This is a genomic window from Micromonospora sp. NPDC050795, from assembly GCF_044456785.1.
In the GTDB taxonomy this organism is placed as follows: Bacteria; Actinomycetota; Actinomycetes; order Mycobacteriales; family Micromonosporaceae; genus Micromonospora.
This window is the reverse complement of the sequence record NZ_JBITGE010000022.1, coordinates 22,329-48,073: the sequence shown is the minus strand read 5'-3', so window position 1 is coordinate 48,073 and position 25,745 is coordinate 22,329. Positions and strand designations below refer to the sequence as shown.

The following is a 25,745-nucleotide window of genomic DNA, read 5'->3' as shown; positions in this document are numbered from 1 at the left end:
AGCACCATGCGGCCCCGCCTGCTCATCGCCCTGACCGCCGTCGTCGTCCTCACCGCCACCACCGCCGCCTCCTGCGGCGACAAAGGCCCCGATCTCGCGCTGGCGTCGGCCACCCGGAACCCGGTCACCGAGGTGATCGACGCACCCGCCACGGTCGCCGCCCGTGCCGCCGCCACCCTCACCGCTCCCGCCGACGGCACCCTCTTTAGCCTGCGCGTCCAACCCGGACAGCGGGTCAAGCGCGGTCAGGTGCTGGCGGTGGTCGACTCGCCGAGCGCGCAACAGCGTCTCCGTCAGGCCAAGGAGGCGCTGGCCGCCGCGAAGCGCGCCGGCCGAGGCGTCGGCGCGGGCAGCCTGACCAGCAGCCGGCGTGGCACCGACAAGGCTGCCGACGAGGCGTTCGACGCGGCCCGCAAGGCCGCCGAGAAGATCGCCGACCCGCAACTGCGCGACGCGCTGTTCACCCAGGTGACTTCCGCGCAACGCCAGTACGCTGCCGCCGCGCGCAGCGCCGACCAGGCGGTCCGCGCCGTGCAGCGGGGGATCAACGGGTTGAGTTCCGCCGTCGGCGCGCTCTCGGCGGCGCAACGGCTCCAGGCCCAGCAGGCGTACGACCTGGCGAAGGCGACGGTCGACGCGCTGACCCTGCGTGCCCCGATCGCCGGGGTGGTGCAGCCCGGCGGCACCCGCGCCGACGGTGGGGCGAATGCCGGTCTCGCCGGGCTGTTGGAGCAGGCCGGCGGCGCGCAGGCGGCCGGCCTCGACCCGTCCGTGCTTGCCCCCGGCCAGGGTGGGCCGCCCCCCGGCGTGGACGACGCCGTCGCGGTCGGTGGTCAGGTCACCGCCGGCACCCCGGTGCTGACCGTTGTCGACACCGGGCAGTTGGGTCTGCTCGCCGAGGTGGACGAGACCGACGTGCTGCTGGTCAAGGCCGGCGTGCCGGCCACCGTCGAGTTGGACGCCGTCACCGGCGCCAGCTACGACGCGGTCGTCCGCTCGGTCGACGTGCTGCCCACCAACTCCGCGCAGGGCGGGGTCACCTATCGGGTCCGCCTGGCGCTGGGCACCGGGAAGCTGGCCGAGGACGAGCCCGCTCCGACGCCCCGCCCCGGCATGAACGCGATCGTGCATCTGCGGGTACGCGAGGCCGTCGACGCGGTGACAGTTCCCGCGTCGGCGGTGTTCTCCGCCGACGGCCGGGACGCGGTCTGGGTGGTCCGTGACGGCAAGGCGGGCCGGGCGTCGGTGACCGTTGGCGTCCAGGGGTCCGACCTGGTGCAGATCCTCAACGGCGTGCAACCCGGCGACCGGATCGTGGTGCGCGGCGCCGACCAGGTCCGCGACGGCCAGGAAGTCCGGTGAGCGAACCCGCCGTCGCGGATCCGCGCGGCGATCCGCCGGCAGGGGAGCGCGTTCCGGCGATCGAGGCGGTGGACGTGTCCCGGACGTACCAGCTCGACGGGGTGTCGGTGGAGGCGCTGCGCGGGGTGTCGCTCACCGTGCAGCCGGGGGACTACGTGGCGCTGGTCGGCCCGTCCGGCTCGGGCAAGTCCACCCTCATGCACCTCCTCGGCGGGCTGGACCGGCCCACCGGTGGCCGCCTGGTGATCGGCGGACGCGACGTCAACGCCCTCGCGCCACCGGAGATGGCGACCCTGCGCAACGAGACCATCGGCTTCGTCTTCCAGGCGTTCCACCTGTTGCCACGTACCTCGGCGGTGGAGAACGTGGCGTTGCCTCTGGTCTACCGGGGAGTCCCGGCCCGGCAGCGGCGGGAGCGGGCCGCGGCGATGCTGGGCCGGGTCGGCCTCGGGCACCGGCTGGACCACCGGCCCAACCAGATGTCCGGCGGTGAACAGCAGCGGGTGGCGATCGCCCGCGCGCTGGTCACCGAGCCGACGGTGCTGCTGGCCGACGAACCCACTGGCAACCTGGACAGTGCCACCGGCGTCGCCGTGCTGGGGCTGTTGGAACAACTGAACGCGGAGTCGGGGGTGGCGCTGGTGATGGTCACCCACGACCAGGAGGTGGCGGCCCGCGCTCATCGGCGGATCACCATGCGCGACGGGGTGGTGGTGGCGGACAGCGGCGACCCGCGCTCCGCTCATGATCGACCGCCGTCCGTTGATCACGGTCGACCTGCGACACTGGTCCCCGCTCCCAGCGCGGAGCCCCGGTCCGCGTCCGGAAGCGGTCCGGGGCACCCGTCCGGTGGCTCCGGTGGCGCCGCCGGAGCCACCGGACGCCTTCCGCGCGAGGTCGAGCGGCCCGAGGCCGACCCGGGCGAGGCGCGTGAGAGCGCTACGGGCTCGCGCGGCGTCGAGCGGCCCGGAGGTACGGCGTGAGAGTCGCCGAGGCGTGGCGGGTGGCGCTGGACGCCCTGCGGGCCAACCGGCTGCGGAGCGCGCTGACGATGCTCGGGGTGATCATCGGGGTGGCCTCGGTGGTGCTGCTGGTGGCGATCGGCACCGGCACCAAGCAGAAGGTCGAGCAACAGGTCGAAGGGCTCGGCTCCAACCTGCTGCTGGTCGTCCCCGGCCGCATCGAGGTGGGCAACGCGCCCGTCGTCTCGCCGCTGACCCTCAAGGACGTGGACGCCGTCACCCGGGTGGTCGGCGACCCCGACCGGGTGGCGGTCACCGTCGCCTCGGGGGCGACCGCGCGGGCCGGCGCCCGTTCCGACTTCACCACCGTGCAGGGCGTCCTGGAGACGACCCCGGCGGTGTTCACCCGCTCGCTGGCGCGGGGACGTTACCTCACCGGCACCGACGTGGACACCAGCCGCCGGGTGGCGGTGCTCGGTGACTCGGTCGCCCGTGCGCTCTTCCCCGACCGGGACCCGCTCGGCCAGCAGGTGGCGCTGGCCGGGGTGCGGTTCCGGGTGATCGGTGTCTTCGCGCCCCTCGGGCAGAGCCTCGGCGTCGACCGGGACGACGAGGTGCACGTGCCGGTCACCGCCGCGCAACGACTCTGGGGCACCCAGCGGGTCGACGGCATCGCGGTGAAGGCGCCGGACCGGGAGCGGATCGACGAGTTGGGCGAACGGATCGTCGCCGAGCTGAACCGCCGCCACCCGGACACCGAGTTCAGCGCCGTCACCCAGCAGCAGATCCTCGGCGTGCTCGGCGACATCCTCGGCGTCCTCACCGGCGTGCTGGCGGCCATCGCCGGCATCTCGCTGCTCGTCGGCGGCGTCGGCGTCTCCAACATCATGCTGGTCAGCGTCCGGGAGCGGACCCGGGAGATCGGGCTGCGCAAGGCCGTCGGCGCGCGTCCCCGCGACATCGGCGTGCAGTTCCTGCTGGAGGCGGTGCTGCTCACCACGATCGGCGGGTTGACCGGGATGGCGCTGGGCGTGGGCACCGCCCTGCTTGTCGACGCGCTGTCGCCGATCCCGGCGGCGATCACCTGGTGGTCGTTGGCGCTCGCCTTCGGAGTTTCGGCGGTGGTGGGCATCGTCTTCGGGGTGGTCCCCGCGCAGCGCGCCGGCCGTCTCGACCCGGTGGTCGCGCTGCGCACCGAATGAGCGGCAAAGGAACAACCGGACGACGGACGCGGACGGGCGGATACCGGGAGCACGGATCGGGTGAACCGGCCACCTGAGCATGATCAGTTGCAGGAAGGGATCGCGCCGGTCACAACCGCCCCGCTACCGTACTGGTAACACGCGCGTCGTCGGCCCGGCCCGGAGCATCCGTCGGGTTGGCACGCGCCGGGCATGGGATGGGTCGGTGAGCCATGGCCGGGTCACAGTCCGACGGACGGCTGTCGGAGGTCAAGTTCCTGACCGTTGCGGAGGTGGCGACGGTCATGCGGGTGTCGAAGATGACCGTCTATCGCCTGGTGCACAGCGGTGAGCTCACCGCCGTCCGGGTCGGCCGGTCGTTCCGGGTGCCCGAGCATGCGGTGCACGAGTATCTCCGGGGTGCCTTTCAGGAGACCGCCTGAGCCACCGCCTCACCCTCCGATCGTCGGTTGACCGGCGTCGGTGGGCGTGAGGAGTGAGCTCGCGCGCCCCGCGGTCGTGTGCCAGAGGCGGCCGCGACGGGGGCGCGTTGGTCCGGCTGACGCCCTGCGGCTACCCTGGAACCCGACCGAGACCCCACCGGTGCGCCCCGCCGCCCAGACTGGTCCGGTCCGTTGTCCGCAAGCGGTCGCCGTCGCCACCTGCGTGGTGTCATCCGGTCCGCCCCGCACGTTGTATCGAAAGGCTGTCGTATGGGCTCGGTGGTCAAGAAGCGCCGTAAGCGCATGGCTAAGAAGAAGCACCGCAAGCTGCTGCGCAAGACCCGCGTCCAGCGTCGCCGTCTCGGCAAGTGACCGCCGCCGGGCTCAGGCCCGGCGTTCGGCGTCACTTGCCAAACTGTCGACCTCCGGAGGCTCAGGTGATCAGGCCGTGGTCGTCCCGGCTCGGTCCATCCTGCCGGCGTAGGTGCGTCAGATGACCCCCGGTGGCACCTCAGGTGCTCCGGGGGTCGTCGTCGTCACCGGAGTGGGTCGTTACCTGGGAGCCCACGTGGCGGCCCGACTGGCCGCCGACCCGCGCATCGAACGGGTCATCGGGGTCGACGCACCGGATTCCGGCATCGAGTTCACCGATCTGCTGGACCGGGTCGAACGGATCCGCGTCGACGGCGGTTCCCTCGGTGGCCTCCTCGCCGACCTGGACGTCGACGCGGTGGTGCACCTCGCGCTCGTCACCTCACCCGACCCGCAGCACGGCGGCCGGTCCGGGATGAAGGACCAGAACGTCATCGGCAGCATGCAGATGCTCGCCGCCTGCCAGCGGGCACCCCGACTGCGCAAGCTCGTGGTCCGCTCGTCGACCGCCGCCTACGGGGTGTCGTTCCGGGACCCGGCGGTCTTCACCGAGGAGACCGAACCCCGCGAGGTGCCGCGCGGCGGTTTCGGCCGCGACATCCTCGACCTTGAGGGGTACGTGCGCGGCTTCCGCCGCCGTCGGCCCGACGTCACCGCCACGGTGCTGCGCTTCGCCCCGTTCATCGGCTCGACCGCAGACACCACGCTGACCCGCTACTTCTCGCAGCCGTTCGTGCCGACCGTCTTCGGCCGTGACCCCCGCCTGCAGTTCCTGCACTTCGACGACGCGTTGGAGGTGCTGCACCGGTCGATCGTGGAGGACCATCCCGGCACCTACAACGTCGCCGGCCCCGGCGTGCTGTCGCTGTCCCAGGCGATCCGGCGCGCCGGCCGGGTCGCCGTGCCGGTGCTGGAGCCGGGTCTCTCCGGGGCCGCCGCGTTGGCCCGCACCATGGGCTTCGGCCGCTACGGCCTGGACCAGGTCGACCTCTTCGTGCACGGCCGGGTGGTCGACACCAGCCGGCTCGAGCAGGAGTACGGCTTCACGCCCCGGTCGACCGCCGAGGCGTTCGAGGACTTCATCCGGGCCCACCACGGTGGGGTGGTGGTCACCCGGGATCAGTTGGCCGCCGCCGAGCAACTCGTCCTGGACGGCATCCGGCAGGTGCGCTCAGCGGTCCGGGAGCGGTCATCGTGAGCGCGAGGAGCGAGCCGGTCCTGCGAGCCCCGCAGTCGCGAACCGAGGCGGCATCATGAGCGGCTTCGAGGAGGGGCGCGACCCGCAGTCGGTCGGGCGTTTCGACGTACCCGAGCAGGTGCCCGCGCCGGACGCGGAGCCGGCGCGGCGCAACGGACATCGACCGGCTGCGCAGGCCGCGCCGACCCCGAGTACACCGCCGACCCCGACCCCGACCGCACCGCCGACCCCGGCTCCGGCTTCGGCCGACGGGGTAGACGGTGGGTTGTCCGGCGGCACCGAGTCGGCGGTGTCGGACCGGCCCGGGGACCACTGGGACCGCAAGGTCGCGAACGGGTTGGCGTTCCTGCGCCGGCGGCTCTCCGGTGACTACGAGGTCGACGAGTTCGGGTTCGACTCGGAGCTGACCGACGCGGTCTTCCACCCGCTGCTGCGGCTGCTCTACCGCGACTGGTTCCGGACCGAGGTCAGTGGGGTGGAGCACGTCCCGGTGGACGGGCCCGCGCTGGTGGTCGGCAACCACTCCGGGACGGTGGCACTGGACGCCCTGATCCTCTCGGCGGCGCTGCACGACAAGCATCCCGCCCACCGCTACCTGCGGCTGCTCGGCGCCGACCTGGTCTTCCGGATGCCGGTGGTCTCCGAGTTGGCCCGCAAGACCGGCGGCACCGTGGCCTGCAACCCGGACGCCGAGCGGCTGCTCGGCGGCGGCGATCTGGTCGGCGTGTTCCCCGAGGGCTTCAAGGGCATCGGCAAGCTCTACGCCGACCGGTACAAGCTGCAACGCTTCGGGCGGGGCGGGTTCGTCTCGGCGGCGCTGCGTACCGGCACCCCGATCGTTCCCGTCGCCATCGTCGGCGGCGAGGAGATCTACCCGATGCTCGCCGACATCAAGCCCCTGGCGCGGCTGCTGAAGCTGCCCTACTTCCCGGTCACGCCGACGTTCCCGCTGCTCGGCCCGCTGGGCATGGTGCCGCTACCCAGCAAGTGGCTGATCGAGTTTTGCCCGCCGATCCCCACCGCCCACCTGACCGACTCGGCGGACGACCCGCTGGTGGTCTTCAACCTCGCCGACCAGGTGCGGGAGACCATCCAGCAGACCCTGCACACGCTGCTGGAGCGACGGCCCGACCCGTTCGGCCCCTGAAGCCAGCCGGCGCGACGCGTCGCGTGAGGTCAGCCGGCTCGGCGGCGGCGCTGGAGGGCCAGGCCGGCGGTGACCGCGCCGGCGACCAGCCCGGCGGCCGCCGTCGACGGCACAGCGATCTTGACAGCTCGGCGACCGCTGCGGAAGTCCCGCACCTCCCAGCCGTGCTGGCGGGCCTGCCGCAGCAGGGCGCCGTCCGGGTTGACGGCCACCGCCCGGCCCACCGCGCGGAGCAGCGGCAGGTCGTTCGCCGAATCGCTGTAGGCCGCGCAGCGGGACAGGTCGAGCCCTTCCACGGCGGCGAGCTGGGTGACCGCCTCAGCCTTGGCCGGCCCGTGCATCAGGTCACCCACCAACCGTCCGGTGTACGCCCCGTCCAGCACCTCGGCCACAGTGCCGATGGCACCGGTCAGGCCGAGCCGGGCGGCGATCACCCGGCCGATCTCGACGGGGGCGGCGCTGACCAGCCAGACCCGTTGACCGCCGTCCAGGTGACGTTGCGCGAGCTGGTGGGTGCCGGCCCAGATCCGGGGGGCCATCATCTCGTCGAAGATCTCCTCGGCGAGGTGTTCGACCTCGTTGACCCGCCAGCCCTGCACGAAGGCCAGCGCGGCCTCCTTGGCAAGTGACATGTCACCGGCGTGCTCCCGGGCCAGCAGCCGGAAGCGGAGCTGCTGCCAGGCGAATCGGGCCAGGTCGGCGGTCGTCACGTAGTTTCGGGAGGCGAGCCCACGGGCGAACCAGTAGATCGACGCGCCCTGCATCATCGTGTTGTCCACGTCGAAGAACGCCGCGGCGCTCGGATCGGGTGCGCTGACCGGGGCCAGGTCGGTCTCCGCCCAGGCTGCGGTGTGCCCCTCGGCGTCGGTGCTGACCGTCACCTTACGGCTGCGCGCCACGCGAATCCCTTCCTCACCGGTACGACGGATGCTCCCCGCGAGCGTATCCGCCGTAGACGGGCGACCGGCCGGGCACACAGCGAACTGTGGCGCGGCCGGTCGGACGTGCGGTATGGGGACGCGGGTCAGCGGGCCCCGGGGCAGGTGTTCGGGTTCGGCCCGAGGGCGTCGCTGGCGGTCGGTGCCGGCAGGCCGCAGGCGATCGCCGCGCGCAGGTCGTCCGAGCGTTCCCGGATGCTGTCCAGCAACACCAGCGACCGCTGGGTCCGTTCCCGGTCGACCCGGGTGCTCCCGTCGAGCAGACCGCGTACGGCCCGGCGCTGGCTCGACACGAAGGTGTTGAGGGTGTCCAGGCTGCCCGGCTCGACCCGCTGCACGGCGGCGGAGGTCAGCAGGCGAACTCCCTGCCGGCTGTCGGCGTCCATGTCGTCGAGGACCGCGCTGTAGCCGATCCGGTCGCCGCGCAGCTTGGCGGCTTCGCCGACTCTGGTCCGGGCGAAGTCCAGGAAGAGTTGGCCTCTGCTGATGTCGGAGCTGGCCAGGGCGAGCTGGGCACGTTCGGTGGAGCGCTTCATGCCGTACAGCGCGTCACCGGGTACCGCGTTCTCGCTGGCGGCGGAGATGCCGGAGACGGCGATGGCCCCGGCGGCGATGCCGACCAGGATCGCGCCCCGGGCTCGGGCCCGCCGTGCGGTGACCGCCGGCAGCAGCCGCCCGCGGGTGGTGGTGGCGGCCGGTTCGCTGACCGCCGCCGGTGTGCTGCCCAGCCCTTCCCTCTCGGCGGTGGCGAGCAGCATCGCCCGCAGGCCGGTACGGAAGTCCTGGTCCACCTCGACAGCCGGGGGGTCGACGCTGAGCCGCTGACCCACTGCGACGAGCGGTGCCAGTTGGCCGTCCACCCGGGATCGCACGTGGTGTCGTCGAGCGCCGTTGGCCTCGTCGAGAAGCTGCGCGAAGCGCTCCGCGCGCCGGCGGGAGAAGAGGGTGTTGTCCACCGCAGGCACCTCCTCTCGCTGGTCACGGCCGGTCGGCCGCCGTCGTTGCCAGCGACCGGGCGGCAGTGTGACACCACGGAGGTGAGGTGCCGCCGGCATACCGGTCGGACCTCGGTGACCCGGGCCTGCCGGGACATCCACCGGTCGCACCCGGAGAAACGCGGCGGACCGGGCACGGGTTACGGGCCTGGCGGGGCGGAAATTACAGAAAGTGATGGTCATCACCGGGCGGGACCGACTCTGAGCTGCGCGGACGTTGATCGACGCCCGTCGGTCCCGCCGTAACAAACTACGGCTGGAAGCCGTCGGGCAGCAGCCGGGCCAGGGCGCGGACGGCGCGGTACTGGAGGGCCTTGATGGCTCCCTCGTTCTTGCCCATCGCGCGGGCCGTCTCGGCGACCGAGAAGCCCTGGAGGAAGCGGAGCACGATGCACTCCTGCTGCTCCGGGTTGAGCTGCTTGACAGCGGTGAGGAGCGCGACGTTGGTGATGTGCTCCACCACCGCCGCCTCCGGGCTGCCCTCCGGGCCCCGGTCCTCCCGGTCGGCGTCGAGGACGTCGCCGGTCGTGACCTCCAGCCGGTACCGGCCCGACTTGAAGTGGTCCGCGACGAGGTTACGGGCGATCGTCACCAGCCAGGCGCCGAGGTCGCGGCCCTGCCAGGTGAAGCTGCCGATCCGCTTGAGCGCGCGCAGGAAGGTGTCCGAGGTGAGGTCCTCGGCGAGTTGCCGGTTGCCGACCCGGAAGTAGACGAACCGGAAGACGGTGTCCACGTAGCGGTCGTAGATCAGACCGAACGCCTCGGACTCGCCGGCCTGGGCCCGCTCGATCAGCGTCCAGACCTCGGTCGCCGGGTCGGACGGGTCCGGGCGGCTCGGGAAACCGGTCGGGGTGGTCGCGGTGGTGGCCGGCACCGCCGGGATCACCGCCGTCTCGCCCGCCGCCGGGTCGGTGGTGACCGCCGGTGTGTCGCTTATCCGACGACCCTGCACGGGCATCGTGGGTCGCGGCGGTACGGCGACCCGGCCGCCGGCCGGCTTCGCGTTTCCACCGGGCACCGCGGGTCGCGGCGGTGGCTCGTTGTGGTGCGGCCGGCTGCGGATCCGCTGCGCCGCGCCGTCACCCCGCACGACGCCGCCGTGCTGTTCGTCAGACGGGGCGCGGGCCGCCGGCCGCTCGTTGACGTGGGAGCGGGCGGGTTGACCGGTCAGGCCGACCGGGCGTTCCGCGTATCCGAAGGTGGTCATCGCGTCGCCCCCGTCCCGTCGGTCGCCGGGCGGGCCGGGCTGGGTCTCGTCGGGGCGGACCGGCCGGGTGACCGGTCGGGCAGGACGGTCACGGGAGTTGCCGACGCGCGGCAATTCCCGTGGAGGTGCTGGTCCAATGCGCTCACAGGCACGGGGGCCTCCTCGGGCTGAGGGGTGTCGACTCACGGCAAATGGGGTGAGCCGACCCGAGTGATGATAGGGCCAACGTCACCCGCGCGTGGCAAGTCCGTTACACAAGGCGGAAGTATTTCCCGCTCCGTCGCACCGGTGGCGGACCGGTTGTCCGTCGTGTGCGATTGACTTTCCGTCGGCTCGGTGTTCCAGGATGGATCCCCAGCTCGGAGGCTTACCGACCGTTCGGCTGACCCACCGCGCCGGCCGGCCGGACGGGGGCGGCCGAACTGCCCTTGGTCAGCGTCGCACGTCCCATCGACAGAACCTGATCGGATCGCCGGCGGTACACCGGACAGTCCCGTACATGGGACTGTCGCGGCGTCGTCCTCCGGGCGTGGCGCACCACCATCGGGCGTGGCCCGCCGGGGCCCGCTGTGCCAGACTCGATCACCGTGCAGGACGCCTTGGAAAGCCCCGCGCCGAACCTCGCCGACCGGGTCCGCCGGGCGGCTCTCGACAGCGCCGACCGGCCCGCGCTGCACTGGCGTGAACACACAGTGAGCTGGTCTGAACTGGACACCGCGGTGGACGCCGCCGCCCGCGGCCTGTCCGCCGCCGCGCCACCCACCGACCCCGGCGCTACGCCGCCACGCGTCGCCATCGCGCTGCCCAACACACCGGACTTCGTGATCGCCTGGCTCGGCGCCCTCCGCGCCGGGCTGGTCACCGTGCCGGTCAACCCCGGCCTCACCGCCCCGGAGCTCCGGCACGTGCTCGCCGACTCCGGCGCGTCGGTCCTCATCGCCACCGACCATGTTCGAGGCCTGGTCGCCGACGTGGCCGCCGAACTGCCCGCGCTCGCCTCGGTGCACGGCACGCCACCGACCGCCGACACGCCCGGACCGGCACCCCGGCCGCGTCGACCTGGCTGTCCTGCTCTACACCTCCGGCACCGAGGGGCGACCCAAGGGGGCGATGCTCTCGCACCAGGCCCTGCTCGCCAACCACGAACAGGTCGCCGGGATCGAGCCGCCGGTGGTCGGGCCGACCGACACCGTTCTCCTGGCATTGCCGCTGTTCCACGCGTACGGGCTCAACTCGGGGCTCGGCGCGGTGGTGCACCACGGCGCGACTGGTGTGCTGCTCGACGAGCCGGGCCCGACGGCGGGGCTGGACGAGGTCGCGCGGCACCGGGTCAGCGTGCTGGTCGGCGTACCGTCGATGTTCCTGACCTGGGCCGGCGCGGCCACGACCCGCGCGGCGACCGCGTCGGTGCGGGTGGCGGTCTGCGGCGCGGCACCGCTCGAACCCGCTGTCGCGGCGCGCTTCACCGAGATCACCGGGCATCAGGTCCACATCGGGTACGGCCTCACCGAGACCGCGCCGGTGCTCACCTCCACCCTGGTCGGCGGCGTGGCCAAGCCGGGTTCGATCGGCCGACCGCTGCCCGGGGTGCGGCTACGCCTGGTCGGTGCCGACGGGACGGACCTGTGGCGGGACGGGCTGACCGTCCCCGACGACGACCCCGACGAGCTGGACATCTCCGACGTGGCTCCGGGCACCGACCCGGGGCAGATCGTGGTGTCCGGCCCGAACCTCTTCACCGGCTACTGGCCCGACGGTCGGGGTGGCCCGGACGCCGACGGTTGGTGGGGCACCGGTGACATCGCGTACGCCGACGAGGACGGTGACCTCTTCCTGGTCGACCGGCTCGGCGAGTTGATCCTGGTCAACGGGTTCAACGTCTACCCGCACGAGGTCGAGCTGGTGCTCGCCGGGCACCCCGGGGTGGTCGAGTCGGCGGTACTGGGTGTGCCACACCCGCGGACCGGCGAGACTGTGCGGGCGTACGTGGTGCCGGCGCAGGGCCGACCGGTGACCAGCGAGGAACTGCTCGCCCACTGCGCACGGAACCTGGCCCGGTTCAAGTGCCCGACCGCTGTCGAGTTCGTCGACGCCCTGCCGCACTCGGCGATCGGCAAGGTACGCAAGACCCAACTCCGGTCGGCGCCGCCGACCGACCGCACGGAGGTAACCGATGGCCACTGACGCCCGACTCGCCCTGATCACCCGACCCGGCTGCCACCTGTGCGACGACGCCAAGGCGGCGCTCGACCGGGTGGTCGCGGTCACCGGCGACAAGTGGGTCGAGTGGGACGTCACCGGCGACGAGGGGCTGGAGCGGGAGTACGGGGACCGGCTGCCGGTGGTCATGCTCGACGGCAAGGAGCACGGCTACTGGCGGGTCGAGGAGGACCGGCTGCTGCGGGACCTGACCACGCCGCAGCTCTGAGGAGTGCCTAGGGTGCTCTGATGACCTCCGCGCACCCGCACCTCGTCTGGGACTGGAACGGCACCCTGCTCAACGACCTCAGCCTGGTGGTGTCCGCCACCAACGTCGTGTTCACGAGCCTGGGTGGGCCGACTGTCACATTGGACGAGCACCGGGTGCGGTTCCGCAGGCCGATCGCCGAGTACTACGCCGACGTGCTCGGGCAGGCAGTGGACGACGACGAGTTCGGTCGGCTGGACAAGATCTTCCACGACGCGTACCGCACCGGATTGACCACCTGCGAGCTGGCCGCTGACGCACGCGCCGCGATGGCCTCCTGGTCGGGCACCCAGAGCCTGCTCTCCATGTGGTTCCACGAGGAACTGGTCCCGACCGTGCACACGTACGGTCTGACCAGCCACTTCACCCGCGTCGACGGACTGCGGGCCACGGTCGGCGGCGGCCACAAGGCCGAGTCGCTCCAGCTGCACCTGGCCGAACTGGGCGTGGACGGTGCCTCGGTGGTGCTGATCGGCGACTCCATCGACGACGCCGACGCGGCGCTCGCGGTCGGCGGCCGTGCCGTGCTCTACACCGGCGGCTTCACCGACCCGGGCCGGCTGCGCGCCTCCGGCCACCCGGTCGCCGACACCCTCAGCGACGCGGTGGCCCTGGCCCGGGAGGTCAGTTTCGCAGGTAGGTGAGGACGGCCAGCACCCGCCGGTGCTGTTCGGTGTCCGGCGGCAGGGTGAGCTTGGTGAAGATGTTGCGCACGTGCTTCTCCACCGCGCCGTCGCTGACCACCAGGGCGCGCGCGATCGCGGTGTTCGAACGCCCCTCCGCCATCAGGGCGAGCACCTCGCGCTCGCGGGGGGTCAGCTCCCGCAGCGGGTCGTCACGGCGGCGTCGGGCGAAGAGCTGACCGACCACCTCCGGGTCGAGCACCGTGCCGCCGCCCGCCACCCGGCGCAGCGCGTCCAGGAACTCGTCGATCGCGGCCACCCGGTCCTTGAGCAGGTAGCCGATCCCGCCGCCGGCACCGCCGGTGGTCGCGAGCAGATCATCGGCGTACGACACCTCGACGTACTGGGAGAGCACCAGGATCGGCGTACGCGGCACCAGCCGGCGGGCCTCCACCGCAGCCCGCAGCCCCTCGTCGGTGTGCGACGGCGGCATCCGGACGTCGACGATCGACACGTCGGGCCGGTGCTCGACCACCGCCTCGACCAGGGCGTCACCGTCCCCGACGGCGGCCACCACCTGGTGCCCACTCTCGGTCAGCAGCCGGACCAGCCCCTCCCGGAGCAGGACGGCGTCGTCGGCGATCACGATGCGCATGGCTGTGTTGTCTACCACGTCGCTCACCATCGCGGCGGGTTCCGGCCGCTCACAGCAGTTTCTTGGTTCGCGACTGCGGGGCTCGCAGACCCGGCTCACTCCTCGCGCTCACAGCATCGTCTTGGTTCGCGACTGCGGGGCTCGCAAACCCGGCTCACTCCTCGCGCTCACAGCATCTTCTTGGTTCGCGACTGCGGGGCTCGCAAACCCGGCTCACTCCTCGCGCTCACAGCGGCAGCTCGGCGCGGATCTCGGTGGGGCCACCGGTCGGGCTGACCACCATCAGTTCGCCACCCGCGGCCCGGACCCGGTCGGCGATGCCGGCCAACCCGTGCCCCTTCGCCAGGTGCGCGCCGCCCTGCCCGTCGTCGCCCACCCATACCCGCAGGTGGGAGCCTCGCCGGGTCACCGTCACAGTGGCCTCGGTGGCCCGGCTGTGCTTGGCGACGTTCGTCAACGCCTCGGACACCACGAAGTACGCGGTGTTCTCCACCGCCGGGTCGAGCCGCCCGGCCGGGGTGCCGAGCTGCGGGTCCACCTGGAGCTCGATCGGGATCAACCCGCGGCCGGCGATCGCGGCCAGCGCGCTGGGCAGGCCCCGGTCGACCAGGATCGGCGGGGCGATGCCCCGGGACAACGCCCGCAGCTCGGCAAGCGTGTCCCGGGTCTGGCTGACCGCCTCGTCGATGGTCTGGCCCGCCGCGTCCGGGTCCGAGGCGAGCTGCATCCGGGCCCGGCTGAGGTCCATCGCCAGCCGGACCAGGCGCTGCTGGGGACCGTCGTGGATGTCACGCTCCAACCGGCGCAGCGCGGAGGCCTCGGCGGACACGGCGGCCCGCTTCTGCTCCTCCAGCACTGTGATCCGGTCGCGCATCTCGGCCACCCCGGTCAGCATGGCCTTGGCGAAACTCGCCTGGAGCAGTGCGCAGCCCCGCACCACGATCGGCAGGGTGATCAGGAAGAACACCCCGAGCGCGGTGTTCAGCCCGATCCGGGCGGTGGTCGAGTCGCCCAGGCCGAGGAGCTGCGCCAGATCCTGGTCACCCTCACCGGACGGGTGGGGCAGAGCCCAGTCGTACGCCCAGTAGAGCGAGCCGGCGATCGCCGCGGCCCACCACGACAACGTGACCACGAAGGTGCCCACCGCCGTGATCAGCCGCAGGATGCCGTGCGCCAGGTCGAGCCAGGACTGGGCATCCCGGATCGGCACGAAGATCCGGCGCCAGGCGTTCGCGCCGGCTTCGGGCAGCCGGTAGTTCGGCCGGATCCGGGGCTGCCGGAGCACCGCAGCCATCCGCAGCCGCTCGATGTCGGCCAGGCCACGGGCGGCGTACAGGGTGCCGCTGAGGATCGGCAGGCCGATCACCGTGACGACCAGGCCGACGCTCACCGACAGGCCGACGACGAGGACGATGAAGCTGGCCAGCCCCAGGGGCAGGCCGAGCAGCACGTACCCGGAGTCGACGAAGAGCTGGCGGGGGATGCTGGGTGCCAGCGTCGGTGGGTCGCTGGTGGCGGCAACGGCGGTCATGCTCAAAGGCTAGGCAGGTGGCCTCGCCGGCCCCATCCCGAAACCCCGCCTCTCCGCCGTAGTGCTACCCCCACCCCACCCCACCCACCCCACCCCACCCCACCCCACCCCACCCCACCCCACCCCGCCCCACCCCGCCCCACGGCGTCGATCTTGCAGTTTGTGTTGGTGAATTGCCCCTGAATGGGCGAGAAGTGAGAGCAGAAAGTGCAAGATCGCGGGGCGTGGCGGCGGACCTGGGCCCGGGTCGGCGCGGGATTGGTCAGAGAAGTCGGGATTGAGCAATAATCGCCCGGGCGGTGAGCGGACCAGGCCGTTCAATCGATCTTGTGGAATGGAGGGGCTGGTGAGGTCGCGCCACGCAGCGACAAGATCGCGATTTGTGCACGTCTTCACAAGCGCCTACGCTGTGACTCCGACGCGCCCTGCTAGCACAGCCGGCAATCTCGGTCGCCAGCGGGAGTCCACAAACGGCCGACCAGCGGAGTTGGCCGAGGATCGCACCGCACGGAGTCTCATGAGTCAGCACCGTCACCCAGGCGCGCCCGGCCGCGCCGGTGCCGTACCGGCGCTCCCGGATCTGCCCGAGGCGACCGTCGCTCGGCTCCCGGAGTACCTGCGCGCGCTGCACAACCTCGCCGACACCGGGCACGAGACGGTCTCCAGCGAGGGTCTCTCCGCCGCCGCCGGGGTCAACTCCGCCAAGCTCCGCAAAGACCTTTCCCACCTCGGCTCGTACGGCACCCGGGGCGTCGGCTACGACGTCGCGCTGCTGATCGAGCAGATCGAGTATGTGCTCGGGCTCACCCAACGTCGGGCGGTCGCCCTGGTCGGCGTGGGTAATCTCGGTCACGCTCTGGCCGGCTACGACGGCTTCGCCAGCCGGGGCTTCCGGATCGCCGCACTGCTCGACGCCGATCGCTCACGGGTCGGTGAGGAGATCAACGGCCTGGTGGTCAGGCATGTTGACGACCTGCCGACGGTCGCCGCGGAGGAATCCCTCGCGATCGGCGTGATCGCCACCCCGGCCGCCGCCGCCCAGCAGGTCGCCGACCAACTGGTCGCCGTCGGCGTGACGAGCATCCTCAACTTCGCGCCGTGCGTACTCTCGGTTCCGGAGGGGGTCGACGTGCGCAAGGTCGACCTCGCCATCGAGCTGCAGATTCTGTCCTTCCACGAGCACCGCAAGGCGTCGCTGACCGCGTTGCCCGCCACCGGCGGGTCCGCTCTCACCGCCCTGCCGGGCGGGTTCGCGGCCACCGACACCCAGGAGGCGATAGGCACGTGAAACTGCTCGTCGTCGGCGCGTCCTACCGGACCGCCCCGGTCGCCACGCTGGAGCAGCTGGCCGTGCCCCCCGCCGACCTGACCCGCACACTGGACCGCCTGGTCGCCCAGCCGTACGTGGCAGAGGCGGTGATCGTCTCCACCTGCAACCGGGTGGAGGTCTACGCCGCCGTGTCCGGTTTCCACGGTGGGCTCGGCGACGTCTGCGCCGTGCTGGCCGAACAGGCCGGCAGCTCGCCGACCGCGCTCGCCAGCCACCTGTACGTGCACTACGACACGGCGGCCGTGGACCACGTCTTCCGGGTCGCCACCGGTCTGGACTCGATGGTGGTGGGCGAGGCGCAGATCCTCGGCCAGTTGCGTGACGCGTACCACTGGGCCACCGGCGCCGACTCGGCCGGTCGCCTGCTGCACGAGCTGATGCAGCAGGCGTTGCGGGTAGGCAAGCGGGCCCACGCCGAGACCGGCATCGACCGGGCCGGCCAGAGCGTCGTCACCGCCGCCCTGGAGCTGGCCGCCGGGCACCTCGACGGCGACCTCGTCGGCCGCCCGGCCCTGGTGGTCGGCGCCGGTGCGATGGGCTCACTCGGGGTGGCCACGCTGTCCCGGCTGGGTGCCGGGCCGCTCACCGTCAGCAACCGGGGCGCCGACCGGGCCGTCCGGCTCGCCGAGTCGTACGGGGCGAGTGCCGCGCCGATGACCGAGCTGGCCGACACCCTCTCCACAGTGGACATCGTAGTAGCCGCCACCGCGTCCACCGAACCGGTCCTCACCCGGTCGGTGGTCTCCGCGGCACTGGCCGAACGCGACAGGTCTCGGGGCCCGTTGGTCCTGCTCGACCTTGCCGTTCCGCGCGACGTCGAGGAGGGCGTCGCCGAGCTGCCCGGCGTCGAGGTGATCGACATCGACCGGATGGCGGCGCTGCTCGCCGACGGTCCGGCGGCTGCCGACGCCGCAGCCGTCGAACGCATCGTCCTCGGCGAGGTGGAGGGCTTCCTCACCTGGCTGCGCGGCGCCGACGTGGCACCCACAGTGGCCGCGCTGCGCGGCCGCGCCGACGACGTGGTCACCGCCGAGCTGCGCCGACTGGCCCAGCGTCGCCCCGACCTCGGCGACGACCTGCGAGCCGAGGTGGCCCGCACGGTGCACCGGGTCGTGCAGCGGCTGCTGCACCAGCCCACCGTCAAGGTCCGCCAGTTGGCCGCGGAGCCCGGCGGCGACCAGTACGCGGCACTGCTGCGCGAGCTGTTCGACCTCGAGGTGCCGCAGACCTCGCCGGTGGACACCGTCCCGGACGTGCTGACCCCCGACCTCGGCATGGCGCTCCCCGGCACCGACCCGTTGTCCGGAGCCGACGCCGCCGAGCCCACCCCACCCAGCGGAGGTGCGCGATGACCGCCCCACTGCGCCTCGGCACCCGGGGCAGCGCCCTGGCGATGGCCCAGTCCGGCCAGGTCGCCGAGGCGTTGACCGTCGCCACCGGTCGCCCCGTCGAGCTGGTCGAGGTGGTCACCGCAGGCGACCGCTCCAACGCGCCGGTGCACCGGCTGGGCGTCGGGGTGTTCGTCTCCGCACTGCGCGACGCGCTGACCGCCGGGACGATCGACTTCGCTGTGCACTCGTACAAGGACCTGCCCACCGCCGCCGCCGGTGGGCTGCACATCGCGGCGGTCCCGGCCCGGCAGGACCCGCGCGACGCGTTGGTGGCCCGCGACGGCCGAACACTCGCCGAACTGCCGCCCGGGGCCACTGTGGGCACCGGCGCGCTGCGTCGGATCGCCCAGTTGCACGCCCTCGGCCTGCAACTGGAGGTCACCCCGATCCGCGGCAACGTCGACACCCGCCTGGGGCGGGTGCTCGGCCCCGAAGCCGATCTCGACGCCGTCGTCCTGGCACGGGCCGGTCTGGCCCGACTTGGCCGACTCGACGTGATCACCGAGTCGCTGGACCCGATGCTCATGCTGCCCGCCCCCGCTCAGGGCGCGTTGGCCGTGGAGTGCCGGGTCGACGACCGGGACCTGGTCGAGCTGCTCGCCGTGCTCGACCACGCACCGTCACGATCCGCGGTCACCGCGGAACGTGCGTTTCTGGCAACCCTGGAGGCCGGGTGCAGCGCACCCGTCGCCGCCTATGCCGAACTCGCCGAAGGCGAGACCGGCGATGAGATCTACCTGCGCGGGGCGGTGATCAGCCCGGACGGCACTCGTGACCTCCGGCTGTCCCGCACCGGAACGCCCGCCGACGCGGCGGAGATCGGTAAGGCACTCGCCGCCGAACTCCTCGACCTCGGCGCCGACTCGATCCTCGGCCACGAAGGACACACCGGCCCGGGGACCCAGCAATTTGGGAGCACAGAATGACCCGCACCCGTAAGCCCGTCGGCCGTATCGCGTTCGTCGGGGCTGGCCCCGGTGACCCGGGCCTGCTGACCCGTCGGGCCCACGACGCCCTGGTCGACGCCGACCAGGTGATCTACGACCGGGGAGTCCCGGAGTCGTTGCTCGCCGTCGTGCGCGCCGAGGCCTCCGCTGATGCCGAGTTCACCCCGGCCGAGGGCGCGCCCGGGGACGTGGCGAAGGTACTCATCTCCGCGGCCCGCTCCGGGCTGAACGCGGTGCACCTGGTCGCCGGCGACCCGTTCGGGCACGACTCGGTGGTCAAGGAGGTGCAGGCGGTGGCCCGCACCGCCGCCCACTTCGAGGTGGTGCCCGGCGTCGGCCAGGCCGAGGGTGTGGCCACGTACGCCGGGGTCCCGCTGCCGGGTGTGCGTACGGCCGCCGACGTCGAGGACGTCAGTGTGCTGGACTTCGAGGCGCTGGCCACGGCCGTCGGCCGGGGTTCGCTCGCGCTCGCCGTGGACGCCGGTGACCTTGCCGCCGTCCGGGACGGGCTGCTCGCCGCCGGGGTCGACGGCACCACCGGCGTCGGGGTGACCGGCGACGGCACCGGCGAGACCCAGTACACGACCACGTCGACAGTGGACAGCTTCGTGGCCGCCGCGCTCGGCTTCACCGGCCGCGTGGTGCTCACCGTCGGTGTGGGCGTGGGGCAGCGCGACAAGCTGAGCTGGTGGGAGAACCGCCCGCTGTACGGCTGGAAGGTGCTCGTACCCCGGACCAAGGAGCAGGCCGGCGCGATGAGCGCCCGGCTGCGCGCGTACGGGGCGATCCCGTGCGAGGTGCCGACCATCGCGGTCGAGCCGCCGCGTACCCCGGCGCAGATGGAGCGGGCGGTCAAGGGCCTGGTCGACGGCCGGTACGCCTGGGTGATCTTCACCTCGGTGAACGCGGTCCGCGCGGTCTGGGAGAAGTTCGCCGAGCACGGCCTCGACGCCCGGCACTTCGGCGGCGTCAAGATCGCCTGCATCGGTGAGGCCACCGCGGACTCGGTCCGCGCGTTCGGCATCCAGCCGGAGCTGATCCCCGCCGGGGAGCAGTCCTCGGAGGGCCTGCTGGCCGAGTTCTCGCCGCACGACGAGATCCTCGACCCGGTGGGCCGGGTGCTGCTGCCGCGCGCCGACATCGCCACCGAGACGCTCGCCGCCGGGCTCACCGAGCGCGGCTGGGAGGTCGACGACGTGACCGCGTACCGGACGGTGCGGGCCGCTCCGCCGCCCGCCGAGATCCGCGACGCGATCAAGTCGGGCGGGTTCGACGCGGTGCTCTTCACCTCGTCCTCCACCGTGCGCAACCTGGTCGGCATCGCCGGGAAGCCGCACGCCCGGACCGTTGTTGCCGTCATTGGGCCCAAGACGGCGGAGACCGCGACGGAGTTCGGCCTGCGCGTCGACGTCCAGCCGCCGCACGCCTCGGTGCCCGACCTGGTGGAGGCGCTCGCCGCCTACGCCGTCGAACTGCGGGAGAAGCTGGCCGCCATGCCGGCCAAGCAGCGCCGTGGCTCGAAGGTGCAGGGCCCTACCGCTCTGCGCTTCCGGTAGTCGTTCGAGGAGGGCCCGCCATGTCGTACCCCGAGATCCGGCCCCGCCGGCTGCGCCGCAACCCGGCGGTCCGCCGGCTGGTGTCAGAGACCCGGGTCGACCCGGCCGAGCTGGTCGTGCCGATGTTCGTCAAGGAGGGGCTGACCGAGCCCCGCGCCATCGGGTCGCTCCCGGGGGTGCTCCAGCACTCCCGGGACTCGCTCCGCAAGGCCGCGGCCGAGGCAGTCCAGGCCGGTGTCGGCGGGATCATGCTCTTCGGCGTGCCGGAGCAGCGGGACCCGACCGGCTCCGGCGGCATCGACCCGAACGGCATCCTCAACGTCGCCATCCGCGACGTGGTGGCCGAGGTGGGCGACGCCACGGTGGTGATGAGTGACCTGTGCCTCGACGAGTTCACCTCGCACGGGCACTGTGGGCTGCTCACCCCCGACGGCGAGGTGGACAACGACTCGACCCTGGCCGCGTACGCCGACATGGCGGTGGCCCAGGCCGCTGCCGGGGTCGGCATGGTCGGGCCGTCCGGGATGATGGACGGCCAGGTCGGCGTGGTACGCCGGGCCCTCGACGCCGCCGGGCACCAGGACGTCTCCGTGCTGGCGTACGCGGTGAAGTACGCCTCCGCCTTCTACGGCCCGTTCCGGGAGGCGGTGGAGTCGGCGCTGGAGGGCGACCGGCGCACCTACCAGCAGGACCCGGCCAATCTGCGTGAGTCGCTGCGCGAGGTCGCGTTGGACGTGGCCGAGGGCGCCGACCTGGTGATGGTCAAGCCGGCGCTGCCCTACCTCGACGTGGTGTCGGCGGTGCGGGCCGCGGTGGACGTCCCGGTCGCCGCCTACCAAGTCTCCGGTGAGTACGCGATGGTCGAGGCGGCCGCCGCGAACGGCTGGATCGACCGCGAGCGGGTGATGCTGGAGACCCTCACCTCGATCAAGCGGGCCGGTGCGCAGGTCATCCTCACCTACTGGGCCGTCGAGGCCGCCGGTCTGCTCCGCCAGCGCTACTGAGCGGCCCGTCCGCGGCCACCCTCTCCCGCCGTGCGCCGATCGTGGCGCGCCCGGTGGACTCTGACGCGGCCGTGACCGCTGGGGCCCGGCTCGCGCGGGGTCCAGGTCATGTCGGCCGGATCCCGGCTCCTGACTGTGCGGATTCCTGGCTCCTGGCTTTGTGGATCCCTGGCTCCGATGTCTCCACGACTGCCTCTGCTCTGCACCCGCGGATGCGCCGGCCACGGTCTCAGGCCGGCGCTGACCAGGATGGCGCGTATCAGCAGGGATAGAGCGTGTCGGGGTGGCGCTTCAGAGGGCCCGTCTTGGTGGCGCGCTTCGGAGGGGCCGTCGGGGGGCGCGCTTCAGAGGGGCCGGCGGGGTGGCGCGTATCAGGGTGCAGAGCAAAGGGGATAGGTCAGGGATTGCCTCCCCGCTCCGTCGACCGTACGACGTGCTGCTCAAAGCCCACGACTTCGCCGTCTGAGCGGAAGCCACCCTCGCCACGATGACGGATGTCCCGTTGTCCACAGGTCCTTCCGTTGTCCACAGGCCAGCCGAACGGGGCTGCGAGAAACGGGGCGAGCCGGGACGGTGGAGGCATGGACGACCTACCGAGCGAGCCCTCCGACACCCTATGGCCGGTCGTTGGCATCGTCCGGGCGGTCCGTCGTCATGCCGACCTCAGCCAACGTGAGCTGGCCCGACGGGCAGGGGTGCACCACGCCACCATCGGCCGCATCGAAGGCGGTCGGACTGTTCCGAGCATCGAGCTGCTCTGCCGGATCATCAACGTCGTCGGGTGTCGGCTGGCCGTCGTCGACGACCTCGGCCGGGTGCTCATGCCCATGCGGGACTGGGAAGACACGCGTGACGGTGCGGGGCGCCGCTACCCGACGCACCTGGACACCATTCTCGACCCGAAGCCGGGGGAGTGGTGGGCGGACATCTATGGGCTGGCCCGCCCGCCCGAGACGTTCTACCGCAACCGGGAGGTCCGCGACGCGATGCGTCGGCGTAGCCAATGGGAGGTGCGGGTAGCCAAGCACCGCGGCGAGCCACCACCGCCACAGCGCTGGCGGTACGACTGACCGGCGGGACGGACGGCGGCCCGCCGCCCCCGGGCGGGGTTCGGCGGGCCGTCGAAGACCACTCCAGAATCAGTCGTCGTTGGTGATCGTTCCGGTAGCGAGTGGATCAGCCAGCCTCAGGCCGGGCACGCCGGCCACCAGCAACGTCAACTTCTCGTCCGCCTCCCGCTTGCGGTCACCGCGCACCGACACCGGGAACGCCACCGACGTCTGCCCGGCCGCCAACACCTTGCAGCCGGCGTACGGGTCGAAGTCCGAGCCCACCTGCGCCGTGAGGCCGACGGTCGCGGCGCAGAGCAGCACCGACTGGGACAGCGGCCGAGACACGGTGGCGGTGAAGGTGAGCTGCCGGGTGCCCTGATTGCCCTCGGCCACCGCCGAGTCGGCCACTGTCAACGACGCCCGGGACCGGAACCGCGCCACCTGCGGGTCGTGGTCACTGGAACCCCGCGACCCGTCACCGGCGAACTCCGCCGGCCAGTCGGCGTTGATGTGCGCCGCCCGCACCTGCACCAGGTCGCTGTGGAACGCGTCGTTGACGAACAGGTGGTCGAGAGTCTGCGCCTGCCCCTCGAAGCTGTACGAGTAGGCCGAGGCCGGCGCGTCCGCAACGAGGTCGTCCCACAGATTGCGCAGGCCCGCCTCGTAGAGCGGGGCGAGCTGGTCCGACGGCGTGGGCTGCTCACCGGTCGCGATGGGATCGTCCGGGCGGGGGAAGACGTTCAGGTCCCCGCCGTAGACCACCCGGGCGGCCGGGTCGGCCGCCTCGATCGCGGTGACGATCGCCGCACCGTAGCGCGCCTGCTCACGCCGCTGCCCGACCCGGCTGTCCGGGCCGGAGGAGTAGTGGTTGCTGAGCGCGTACAGGGTGAACCGCTCGGTCGAGCCGGGCGCCGCCGCCACGCTGAACTTGCCCAGCTGCGGAGCACGGGTGAAGACGTTGCTGCCGTCCCGACCGGTCGAGGTGTCCACGTCCGCCGGCAGCACCGCGTTGAGGGCCTTCGGGTTCTGCACGTCGGCGTTGGTCGGCAGCCCCGCAGCCCGGTACTGAACGGTCGGTGTCGACCCCAACAGGGGGTCCGCCGCCGTCGCGTCCGCCAGCGACACCCGGTCCGTGCGGTACAGGAAGGCCGCGGTGATGCCACGAGCGTCCGCGCCGGTCCGATCATAGGCGGCGGCGTACGCGGGCCCACCGGCCGCCGCCACCGCGAGCGCCAACTCCTGGATGCTGTCCGGAGCGCCATCGGCGTTGTTGGTGTCGCCGCAGCTCAGCGCCGCCCCGGAGACCTTGCAGATGTCCTGGTCCTCGGCCTCCTGCACCAGGATCAGATCCGGTGCGTGCAGGTCCTTGACGATCTGATCGGCGAGGGCGGCCAACTGCTCGCGGTATTCCGCCTCGCTGGCCGGGACGTAGTCGAACGGCGGGGAAACCCCCACGCAGCCGGCGTTACCCGCGAAGTCGCAGCCGTCGAACGGGTCGTCGCGGTAGTCGTACAGGTTCTCCACGTTGTAGGTGGCCACGGCCACCTCCTGCGACCGGTCGGCCGGCTTGGGCGGGTTGTTCTTCGACGGGTCGGCCCCGGCGGCGAACTCCGCCCGCTCGACCTGGACGCCGTACTTCTCGAACGAGTAGTAGACCCCGCCCACCGCGTCCGCCCGCAGCGTGTCGAAGGTGTGCGCCGGCGGGAGCAGCGCGGCGCTGTCCCCGGCGGTGGCCTTCACGCCCATGCTGCCCAGCAGCGTCCGCTGGCCGTTGCCGTCGTCGAAGCGCCGGGTCGGGTCGTTGTCCAGCGGGTGCGAATCACGGAAGACCCGCCGGGAGTACGGGTCGGCGCGGTCCAGCAGCGGGTCGTCGCGGTCGACCACCCACAGCTCCGCGTCGGCGGTGGAGGAGAAGACGTCCCGGCCGCTCACCGCGCCGCTGCCCGCGCGTACCCGCATCCGGGAGCCCTCGTGCCGCTCCCAGAAGCGCTGCGCGTCGGTCAGCACGGCCGGCGGCACCGCGTCGGCCACCGCGACCTCGGTGTCCACGACCAGCCCACCGCCGATCAGGCGGACCAGCGACGCGCCGGAGAGCTGGGTGAAGTTGTAGTACTCCGACACCCGGGCCCGCAACACGACCTCGTCGCCGACCGTCGGCACGTAACCGCCGATCAGCGAGGAGAACGTACCCATGAACACGAAGATGCCGTCGGAGCTGGTCGGATCGCCGTCGGTGTCACCAACGCGGCTCTGCAGGAAGAAGCCGTGCTGCTCCGCTCCGGCCGAGGTGCGGGCCAGGGTCAACTGGGTGATCACGCCGCGTACGTCGTACAGGGTGCTGCTCGTGCCGTTGCCGCTCGCCGGTGCGAGCGGTGACCGGTCGCTCGGACCGGTCTCGGTGTCGGTGGTCGGACCCTGCACCTCGCCGACGGTCAGCTCCCGGGTCACCTGCACCGCCAGCGCGCAGCTCGCGGTGCCACCGCCCGCGTCGGTCGTGGTCAGGGTGACGGTGTACGCCCCGGCGGCCAGGTCGGCGCTCGCGCCGACGGTGGCGCGGGCGGTGCCGCCCACCCCGTCGGCGGGGGTGAACGCGGTACGGGCGATCGAGCCGGCGGACGGCGTCGGGCTGACCGCCGTCACCGCCAGGTCGACGATCGTGTCGTCGGGGTCGGTACCGGTGACCTCCCGGCTCGCGGCCGTGCCGGCGGCGGTGACGAGCGGCCCGCCGCAGGTCAGCGTGGCGGGCACGTCGACCGGGCCGCCGCCGTCCACGGTGTGCGCGCCCAGCCCGTCGAAGGTGTCGACGGGGAAGCCGGCCCACTGTGCGGCGGGGTCGAACGCGTCCGACGGGTCGGTGTCACCGGCGGCCACGCTCGCCAGCCGGCGCAGGGTGTTGTCCGCGGTGCTGGTGACGCCGGCGCCCCACTCGGTGCCGGGGTCGACGCCCACCTGGCCGATCGAGTCGAGCACCGTGGTGCCCCGGCGCAGCACTATCGCGTCGTCACCGTTGAAGAGGCTCGCCCCGGTGGTCTGATCAGCCTGGGCGAGGATGGCGGCCCCGGCCGAGGCGCTGGCGAACACAAACGCGTCACCGGCCGCCACGCTGCCGGTCAGGGCGATCGTGGTGGCCGTGGTGGAGCCGTTGAAGTAGAGCTGCAACTGGTAGCCACCGGCCGTCAGGTCGACGGCGGCGCCCGTGCCGTTGAACAGCTCGATCGCCTTGTTGTTCGACGAACCCTCGACGTACTCCGAGATGAACAGGTCGGTGGGCGCGGCGCTGGCCGCGGTGGGTGCGACGCCGAGCGCCGTGACTGTCACGGCGGCGGTGGCGGTCGCGAGCGCGGCGATTGAGCGGCGCGGGCGCATAGGGCCTCCACGATGGGT

At 72.5% G+C, this 25,745-nt stretch carries 22 protein-coding genes and 1 pseudogene; 17 read left to right on the top strand and 6 right to left on the bottom strand.

The window, feature by feature from the left end; genetic code table 11:
* The first annotated feature begins 6 nt into the window (after window positions 1-6).
* From ACIBEF_RS20085 to ACIBEF_RS20055, 7 genes are all read left to right on the top strand, one after another.
* Complete coding sequence (locus tag ACIBEF_RS20085; protein ID WP_396794789.1) at window positions 7-1,362, top strand: efflux RND transporter periplasmic adaptor subunit; 1,356 nt, start codon at window positions 7-9, stop codon at window positions 1,360-1,362.
* Window positions 1,359-2,345, top strand: a complete 987-nt coding sequence (locus ACIBEF_RS20080; RefSeq protein ID WP_396794733.1) for an ABC transporter ATP-binding protein — start codon at window positions 1,359-1,361, stop codon at window positions 2,343-2,345. Before ACIBEF_RS20085 ends, ACIBEF_RS20080 begins: the two co-directional genes overlap by 4 nt.
* Window positions 2,342-3,526: an ABC transporter permease gene (locus ACIBEF_RS20075; protein ID WP_091402733.1), complete on the top strand. Its 1,185-nt coding sequence runs from the start codon at window positions 2,342-2,344 to the stop codon at window positions 3,524-3,526. The genes ACIBEF_RS20080 and ACIBEF_RS20075 overlap by 4 nt, the downstream gene beginning before the upstream one ends.
* Before the next feature lie 212 nt (window positions 3,527-3,738).
* Window positions 3,739-3,948, top strand: coding sequence for a helix-turn-helix domain-containing protein (locus ACIBEF_RS20070; protein ID WP_007465625.1), 210 nt, complete (start codon window positions 3,739-3,741; stop codon window positions 3,946-3,948).
* A gap of 270 nt (window positions 3,949-4,218) precedes the next feature.
* Entirely contained in the window at window positions 4,219-4,320 is a 102-nt protein-coding gene (locus tag ACIBEF_RS20065) for a 30S ribosomal protein bS22 (RefSeq protein ID WP_007465623.1), read from the top strand.
* Window positions 4,321-4,441: 121 nt separating this feature from the next.
* The gene (locus tag ACIBEF_RS20060) at window positions 4,442-5,518 is read left to right on the top strand and encodes an NAD-dependent epimerase/dehydratase family protein (RefSeq protein ID WP_396794732.1); all 1,077 of its coding nucleotides are present in this window, start codon (window positions 4,442-4,444) and stop codon (window positions 5,516-5,518) included.
* Window positions 5,519-5,573: 55 nt separating this feature from the next.
* The gene (locus tag ACIBEF_RS20055) at window positions 5,574-6,665 is read left to right on the top strand and encodes a lysophospholipid acyltransferase family protein (protein WP_396794731.1); all 1,092 of its coding nucleotides are present in this window, start codon (window positions 5,574-5,576) and stop codon (window positions 6,663-6,665) included.
* A 29-nt stretch (window positions 6,666-6,694) separates the two neighbouring features.
* Here the strand turns inward: ACIBEF_RS20055 and ACIBEF_RS20050 are convergent, their stop codons facing one another.
* The 3 genes from ACIBEF_RS20050 to ACIBEF_RS20040 form a co-directional block, all read right to left on the bottom strand.
* Window positions 6,695-7,564, bottom strand: a complete 870-nt coding sequence (locus ACIBEF_RS20050) for an HAD family hydrolase (protein WP_396794730.1) — start codon at window positions 7,562-7,564, stop codon at window positions 6,695-6,697.
* A gap of 125 nt (window positions 7,565-7,689) precedes the next feature.
* Complete coding sequence (locus tag ACIBEF_RS20045; RefSeq protein ID WP_396794729.1) at window positions 7,690-8,559, bottom strand: DUF5667 domain-containing protein; 870 nt, start codon at window positions 8,557-8,559, stop codon at window positions 7,690-7,692.
* A gap of 289 nt (window positions 8,560-8,848) precedes the next feature.
* Window positions 8,849-9,805 (bottom strand): ECF subfamily RNA polymerase sigma factor, BldN family, encoded by a 957-nt coding sequence (locus ACIBEF_RS20040; RefSeq protein ID WP_396794728.1) that lies wholly within the window; start codon window positions 9,803-9,805, stop codon window positions 8,849-8,851.
* Window positions 9,806-10,374: 569 nt separating this feature from the next.
* Between ACIBEF_RS20040 and ACIBEF_RS20035 the strand changes: the two are divergent.
* The 4 genes and pseudogenes from ACIBEF_RS20035 to ACIBEF_RS20020 all read left to right on the top strand — a co-directional run.
* A pseudogene (locus ACIBEF_RS20035) lies at window positions 10,375-10,701 on the top strand (AMP-binding protein); the annotation flags it as partial.
* Window positions 10,702-10,753: 52 nt separating this feature from the next.
* A complete protein-coding gene (locus ACIBEF_RS20030) occupies window positions 10,754-11,989 on the top strand; it encodes an AMP-binding protein (RefSeq protein WP_396794727.1) in 1,236 nt (411 codons plus the stop codon).
* Window positions 11,979-12,233 carry a glutaredoxin family protein gene (locus tag ACIBEF_RS20025; protein ID WP_030329740.1) on the top strand — a complete coding sequence of 85 codons (255 nt, stop codon included), beginning with the start codon at window positions 11,979-11,981 and terminating at the stop codon, window positions 12,231-12,233. The genes ACIBEF_RS20030 and ACIBEF_RS20025 overlap by 11 nt, the downstream gene beginning before the upstream one ends.
* 20 nt (window positions 12,234-12,253) lie before the next feature.
* The gene (locus ACIBEF_RS20020) at window positions 12,254-12,916 is read left to right on the top strand and encodes an HAD family hydrolase (protein ID WP_396794726.1); all 663 of its coding nucleotides are present in this window, start codon (window positions 12,254-12,256) and stop codon (window positions 12,914-12,916) included.
* Here the strand turns inward: ACIBEF_RS20020 and ACIBEF_RS20015 are convergent.
* On the bottom strand, window positions 12,897-13,550 hold the full coding sequence (locus tag ACIBEF_RS20015; RefSeq protein ID WP_030329744.1) for a response regulator transcription factor: 654 nt from the start codon (window positions 13,548-13,550) through the stop codon (window positions 12,897-12,899). The two genes, ACIBEF_RS20020 and ACIBEF_RS20015, sit on opposite strands and share 20 nt — an antisense overlap.
* Window positions 13,551-13,776: 226 nt before the next feature.
* Window positions 13,777-15,081: a sensor histidine kinase gene (locus ACIBEF_RS20010; protein WP_396794725.1), complete on the bottom strand. Its 1,305-nt coding sequence runs from the start codon at window positions 15,079-15,081 to the stop codon at window positions 13,777-13,779.
* A gap of 517 nt (window positions 15,082-15,598) precedes the next feature.
* Here ACIBEF_RS20010 and ACIBEF_RS20005 point away from each other — a divergent pair.
* The 6 genes from ACIBEF_RS20005 (at window position 15,599) to ACIBEF_RS19980 (ending at window position 22,379) form a co-directional block, all read left to right on the top strand.
* Window positions 15,599-16,369 carry a redox-sensing transcriptional repressor Rex gene (locus ACIBEF_RS20005; RefSeq protein WP_357229207.1) on the top strand — a complete coding sequence of 257 codons (771 nt, stop codon included), beginning with the start codon at window positions 15,599-15,601 and terminating at the stop codon, window positions 16,367-16,369.
* A complete protein-coding gene (locus tag ACIBEF_RS20000; RefSeq protein ID WP_396794724.1) occupies window positions 16,366-17,763 on the top strand; it encodes a glutamyl-tRNA reductase in 1,398 nt (465 codons plus the stop codon). Before ACIBEF_RS20005 ends, ACIBEF_RS20000 begins: the two co-directional genes overlap by 4 nt.
* Window positions 17,760-18,728 (top strand): hydroxymethylbilane synthase, encoded by a 969-nt coding sequence (gene hemC / locus ACIBEF_RS19995; protein ID WP_396794723.1) that lies wholly within the window; start codon window positions 17,760-17,762, stop codon window positions 18,726-18,728. The genes ACIBEF_RS20000 and hemC overlap by 4 nt, the downstream gene beginning before the upstream one ends.
* Window positions 18,725-20,305 (top strand): uroporphyrinogen-III synthase, encoded by a 1,581-nt coding sequence (locus ACIBEF_RS19990; protein WP_355005750.1) that lies wholly within the window; start codon window positions 18,725-18,727, stop codon window positions 20,303-20,305. The genes hemC and ACIBEF_RS19990 overlap by 4 nt, the downstream gene beginning before the upstream one ends.
* Window positions 20,306-20,325: 20 nt before the next feature.
* On the top strand, window positions 20,326-21,309 hold the full coding sequence (gene hemB / locus ACIBEF_RS19985) for a porphobilinogen synthase (RefSeq protein ID WP_355005749.1): 984 nt from the start codon (window positions 20,326-20,328) through the stop codon (window positions 21,307-21,309).
* Window positions 21,310-21,890: 581 nt separating this feature from the next.
* Window positions 21,891-22,379 (top strand): helix-turn-helix transcriptional regulator, encoded by a 489-nt coding sequence (locus ACIBEF_RS19980; protein ID WP_396794722.1) that lies wholly within the window; start codon window positions 21,891-21,893, stop codon window positions 22,377-22,379.
* A 69-nt stretch (window positions 22,380-22,448) separates the two neighbouring features.
* Here the strand turns inward: ACIBEF_RS19980 and ACIBEF_RS19975 are convergent, their stop codons facing one another.
* The gene (locus ACIBEF_RS19975) at window positions 22,449-25,727 is read right to left on the bottom strand and encodes a lamin tail domain-containing protein (protein WP_396794721.1); all 3,279 of its coding nucleotides are present in this window, start codon (window positions 25,725-25,727) and stop codon (window positions 22,449-22,451) included.
* Window positions 25,728-25,745 lie beyond the last annotated feature (18 nt).

Excerpts from the sequence above, each read along its gene's own strand:
- ACIBEF_RS20085 (WP_396794789.1), top strand. The coding sequence starts at position 7 with ATGCGGCCCCGCCTGCTCATCGCCCTGACCGCCGTCGTCGTCCTCACC.
- ACIBEF_RS20070 (WP_007465625.1), top strand. The coding sequence starts at position 3,739 with ATGGCCGGGTCACAGTCCGACGGACGGCTGTCGGAGGTCAAGTTCCTG.
- ACIBEF_RS20065 (WP_007465623.1), top strand. The coding sequence starts at position 4,219 with ATGGGCTCGGTGGTCAAGAAGCGCCGTAAGCGCATGGCTAAGAAGAAG.
- ACIBEF_RS20060 (WP_396794732.1), top strand. The coding sequence starts at position 4,442 with ATGACCCCCGGTGGCACCTCAGGTGCTCCGGGGGTCGTCGTCGTCACC.
- ACIBEF_RS20055 (WP_396794731.1), top strand. The coding sequence starts at position 5,574 with ATGAGCGGCTTCGAGGAGGGGCGCGACCCGCAGTCGGTCGGGCGTTTC.
- ACIBEF_RS20040 (WP_396794728.1), bottom strand. The coding sequence starts at position 9,805 with ATGACCACCTTCGGATACGCGGAACGCCCGGTCGGCCTGACCGGTCAA.
- ACIBEF_RS20030 (WP_396794727.1), top strand. The coding sequence starts at position 10,754 with ATGTTCGAGGCCTGGTCGCCGACGTGGCCGCCGAACTGCCCGCGCTCG.
- ACIBEF_RS20025 (WP_030329740.1), top strand. The coding sequence starts at position 11,979 with ATGGCCACTGACGCCCGACTCGCCCTGATCACCCGACCCGGCTGCCAC.
- ACIBEF_RS20020 (WP_396794726.1), top strand. The coding sequence starts at position 12,254 with ATGACCTCCGCGCACCCGCACCTCGTCTGGGACTGGAACGGCACCCTG.
- ACIBEF_RS20015 (WP_030329744.1), bottom strand. The coding sequence starts at position 13,550 with ATGCGCATCGTGATCGCCGACGACGCCGTCCTGCTCCGGGAGGGGCTG.
- ACIBEF_RS20010 (WP_396794725.1), bottom strand. The coding sequence starts at position 15,081 with ATGACCGCCGTTGCCGCCACCAGCGACCCACCGACGCTGGCACCCAGC.
- ACIBEF_RS20005 (WP_357229207.1), top strand. The coding sequence starts at position 15,599 with ATGAGTCAGCACCGTCACCCAGGCGCGCCCGGCCGCGCCGGTGCCGTA.
- hemC (WP_396794723.1), top strand. The coding sequence starts at position 17,760 with ATGACCGCCCCACTGCGCCTCGGCACCCGGGGCAGCGCCCTGGCGATG.
- ACIBEF_RS19990 (WP_355005750.1), top strand. The coding sequence starts at position 18,725 with ATGACCCGCACCCGTAAGCCCGTCGGCCGTATCGCGTTCGTCGGGGCT.
- hemB (WP_355005749.1), top strand. The coding sequence starts at position 20,326 with ATGTCGTACCCCGAGATCCGGCCCCGCCGGCTGCGCCGCAACCCGGCG.
- ACIBEF_RS19980 (WP_396794722.1), top strand. The coding sequence starts at position 21,891 with ATGGACGACCTACCGAGCGAGCCCTCCGACACCCTATGGCCGGTCGTT.
- ACIBEF_RS19975 (WP_396794721.1), bottom strand. The coding sequence starts at position 25,727 with ATGCGCCCGCGCCGCTCAATCGCCGCGCTCGCGACCGCCACCGCCGCC.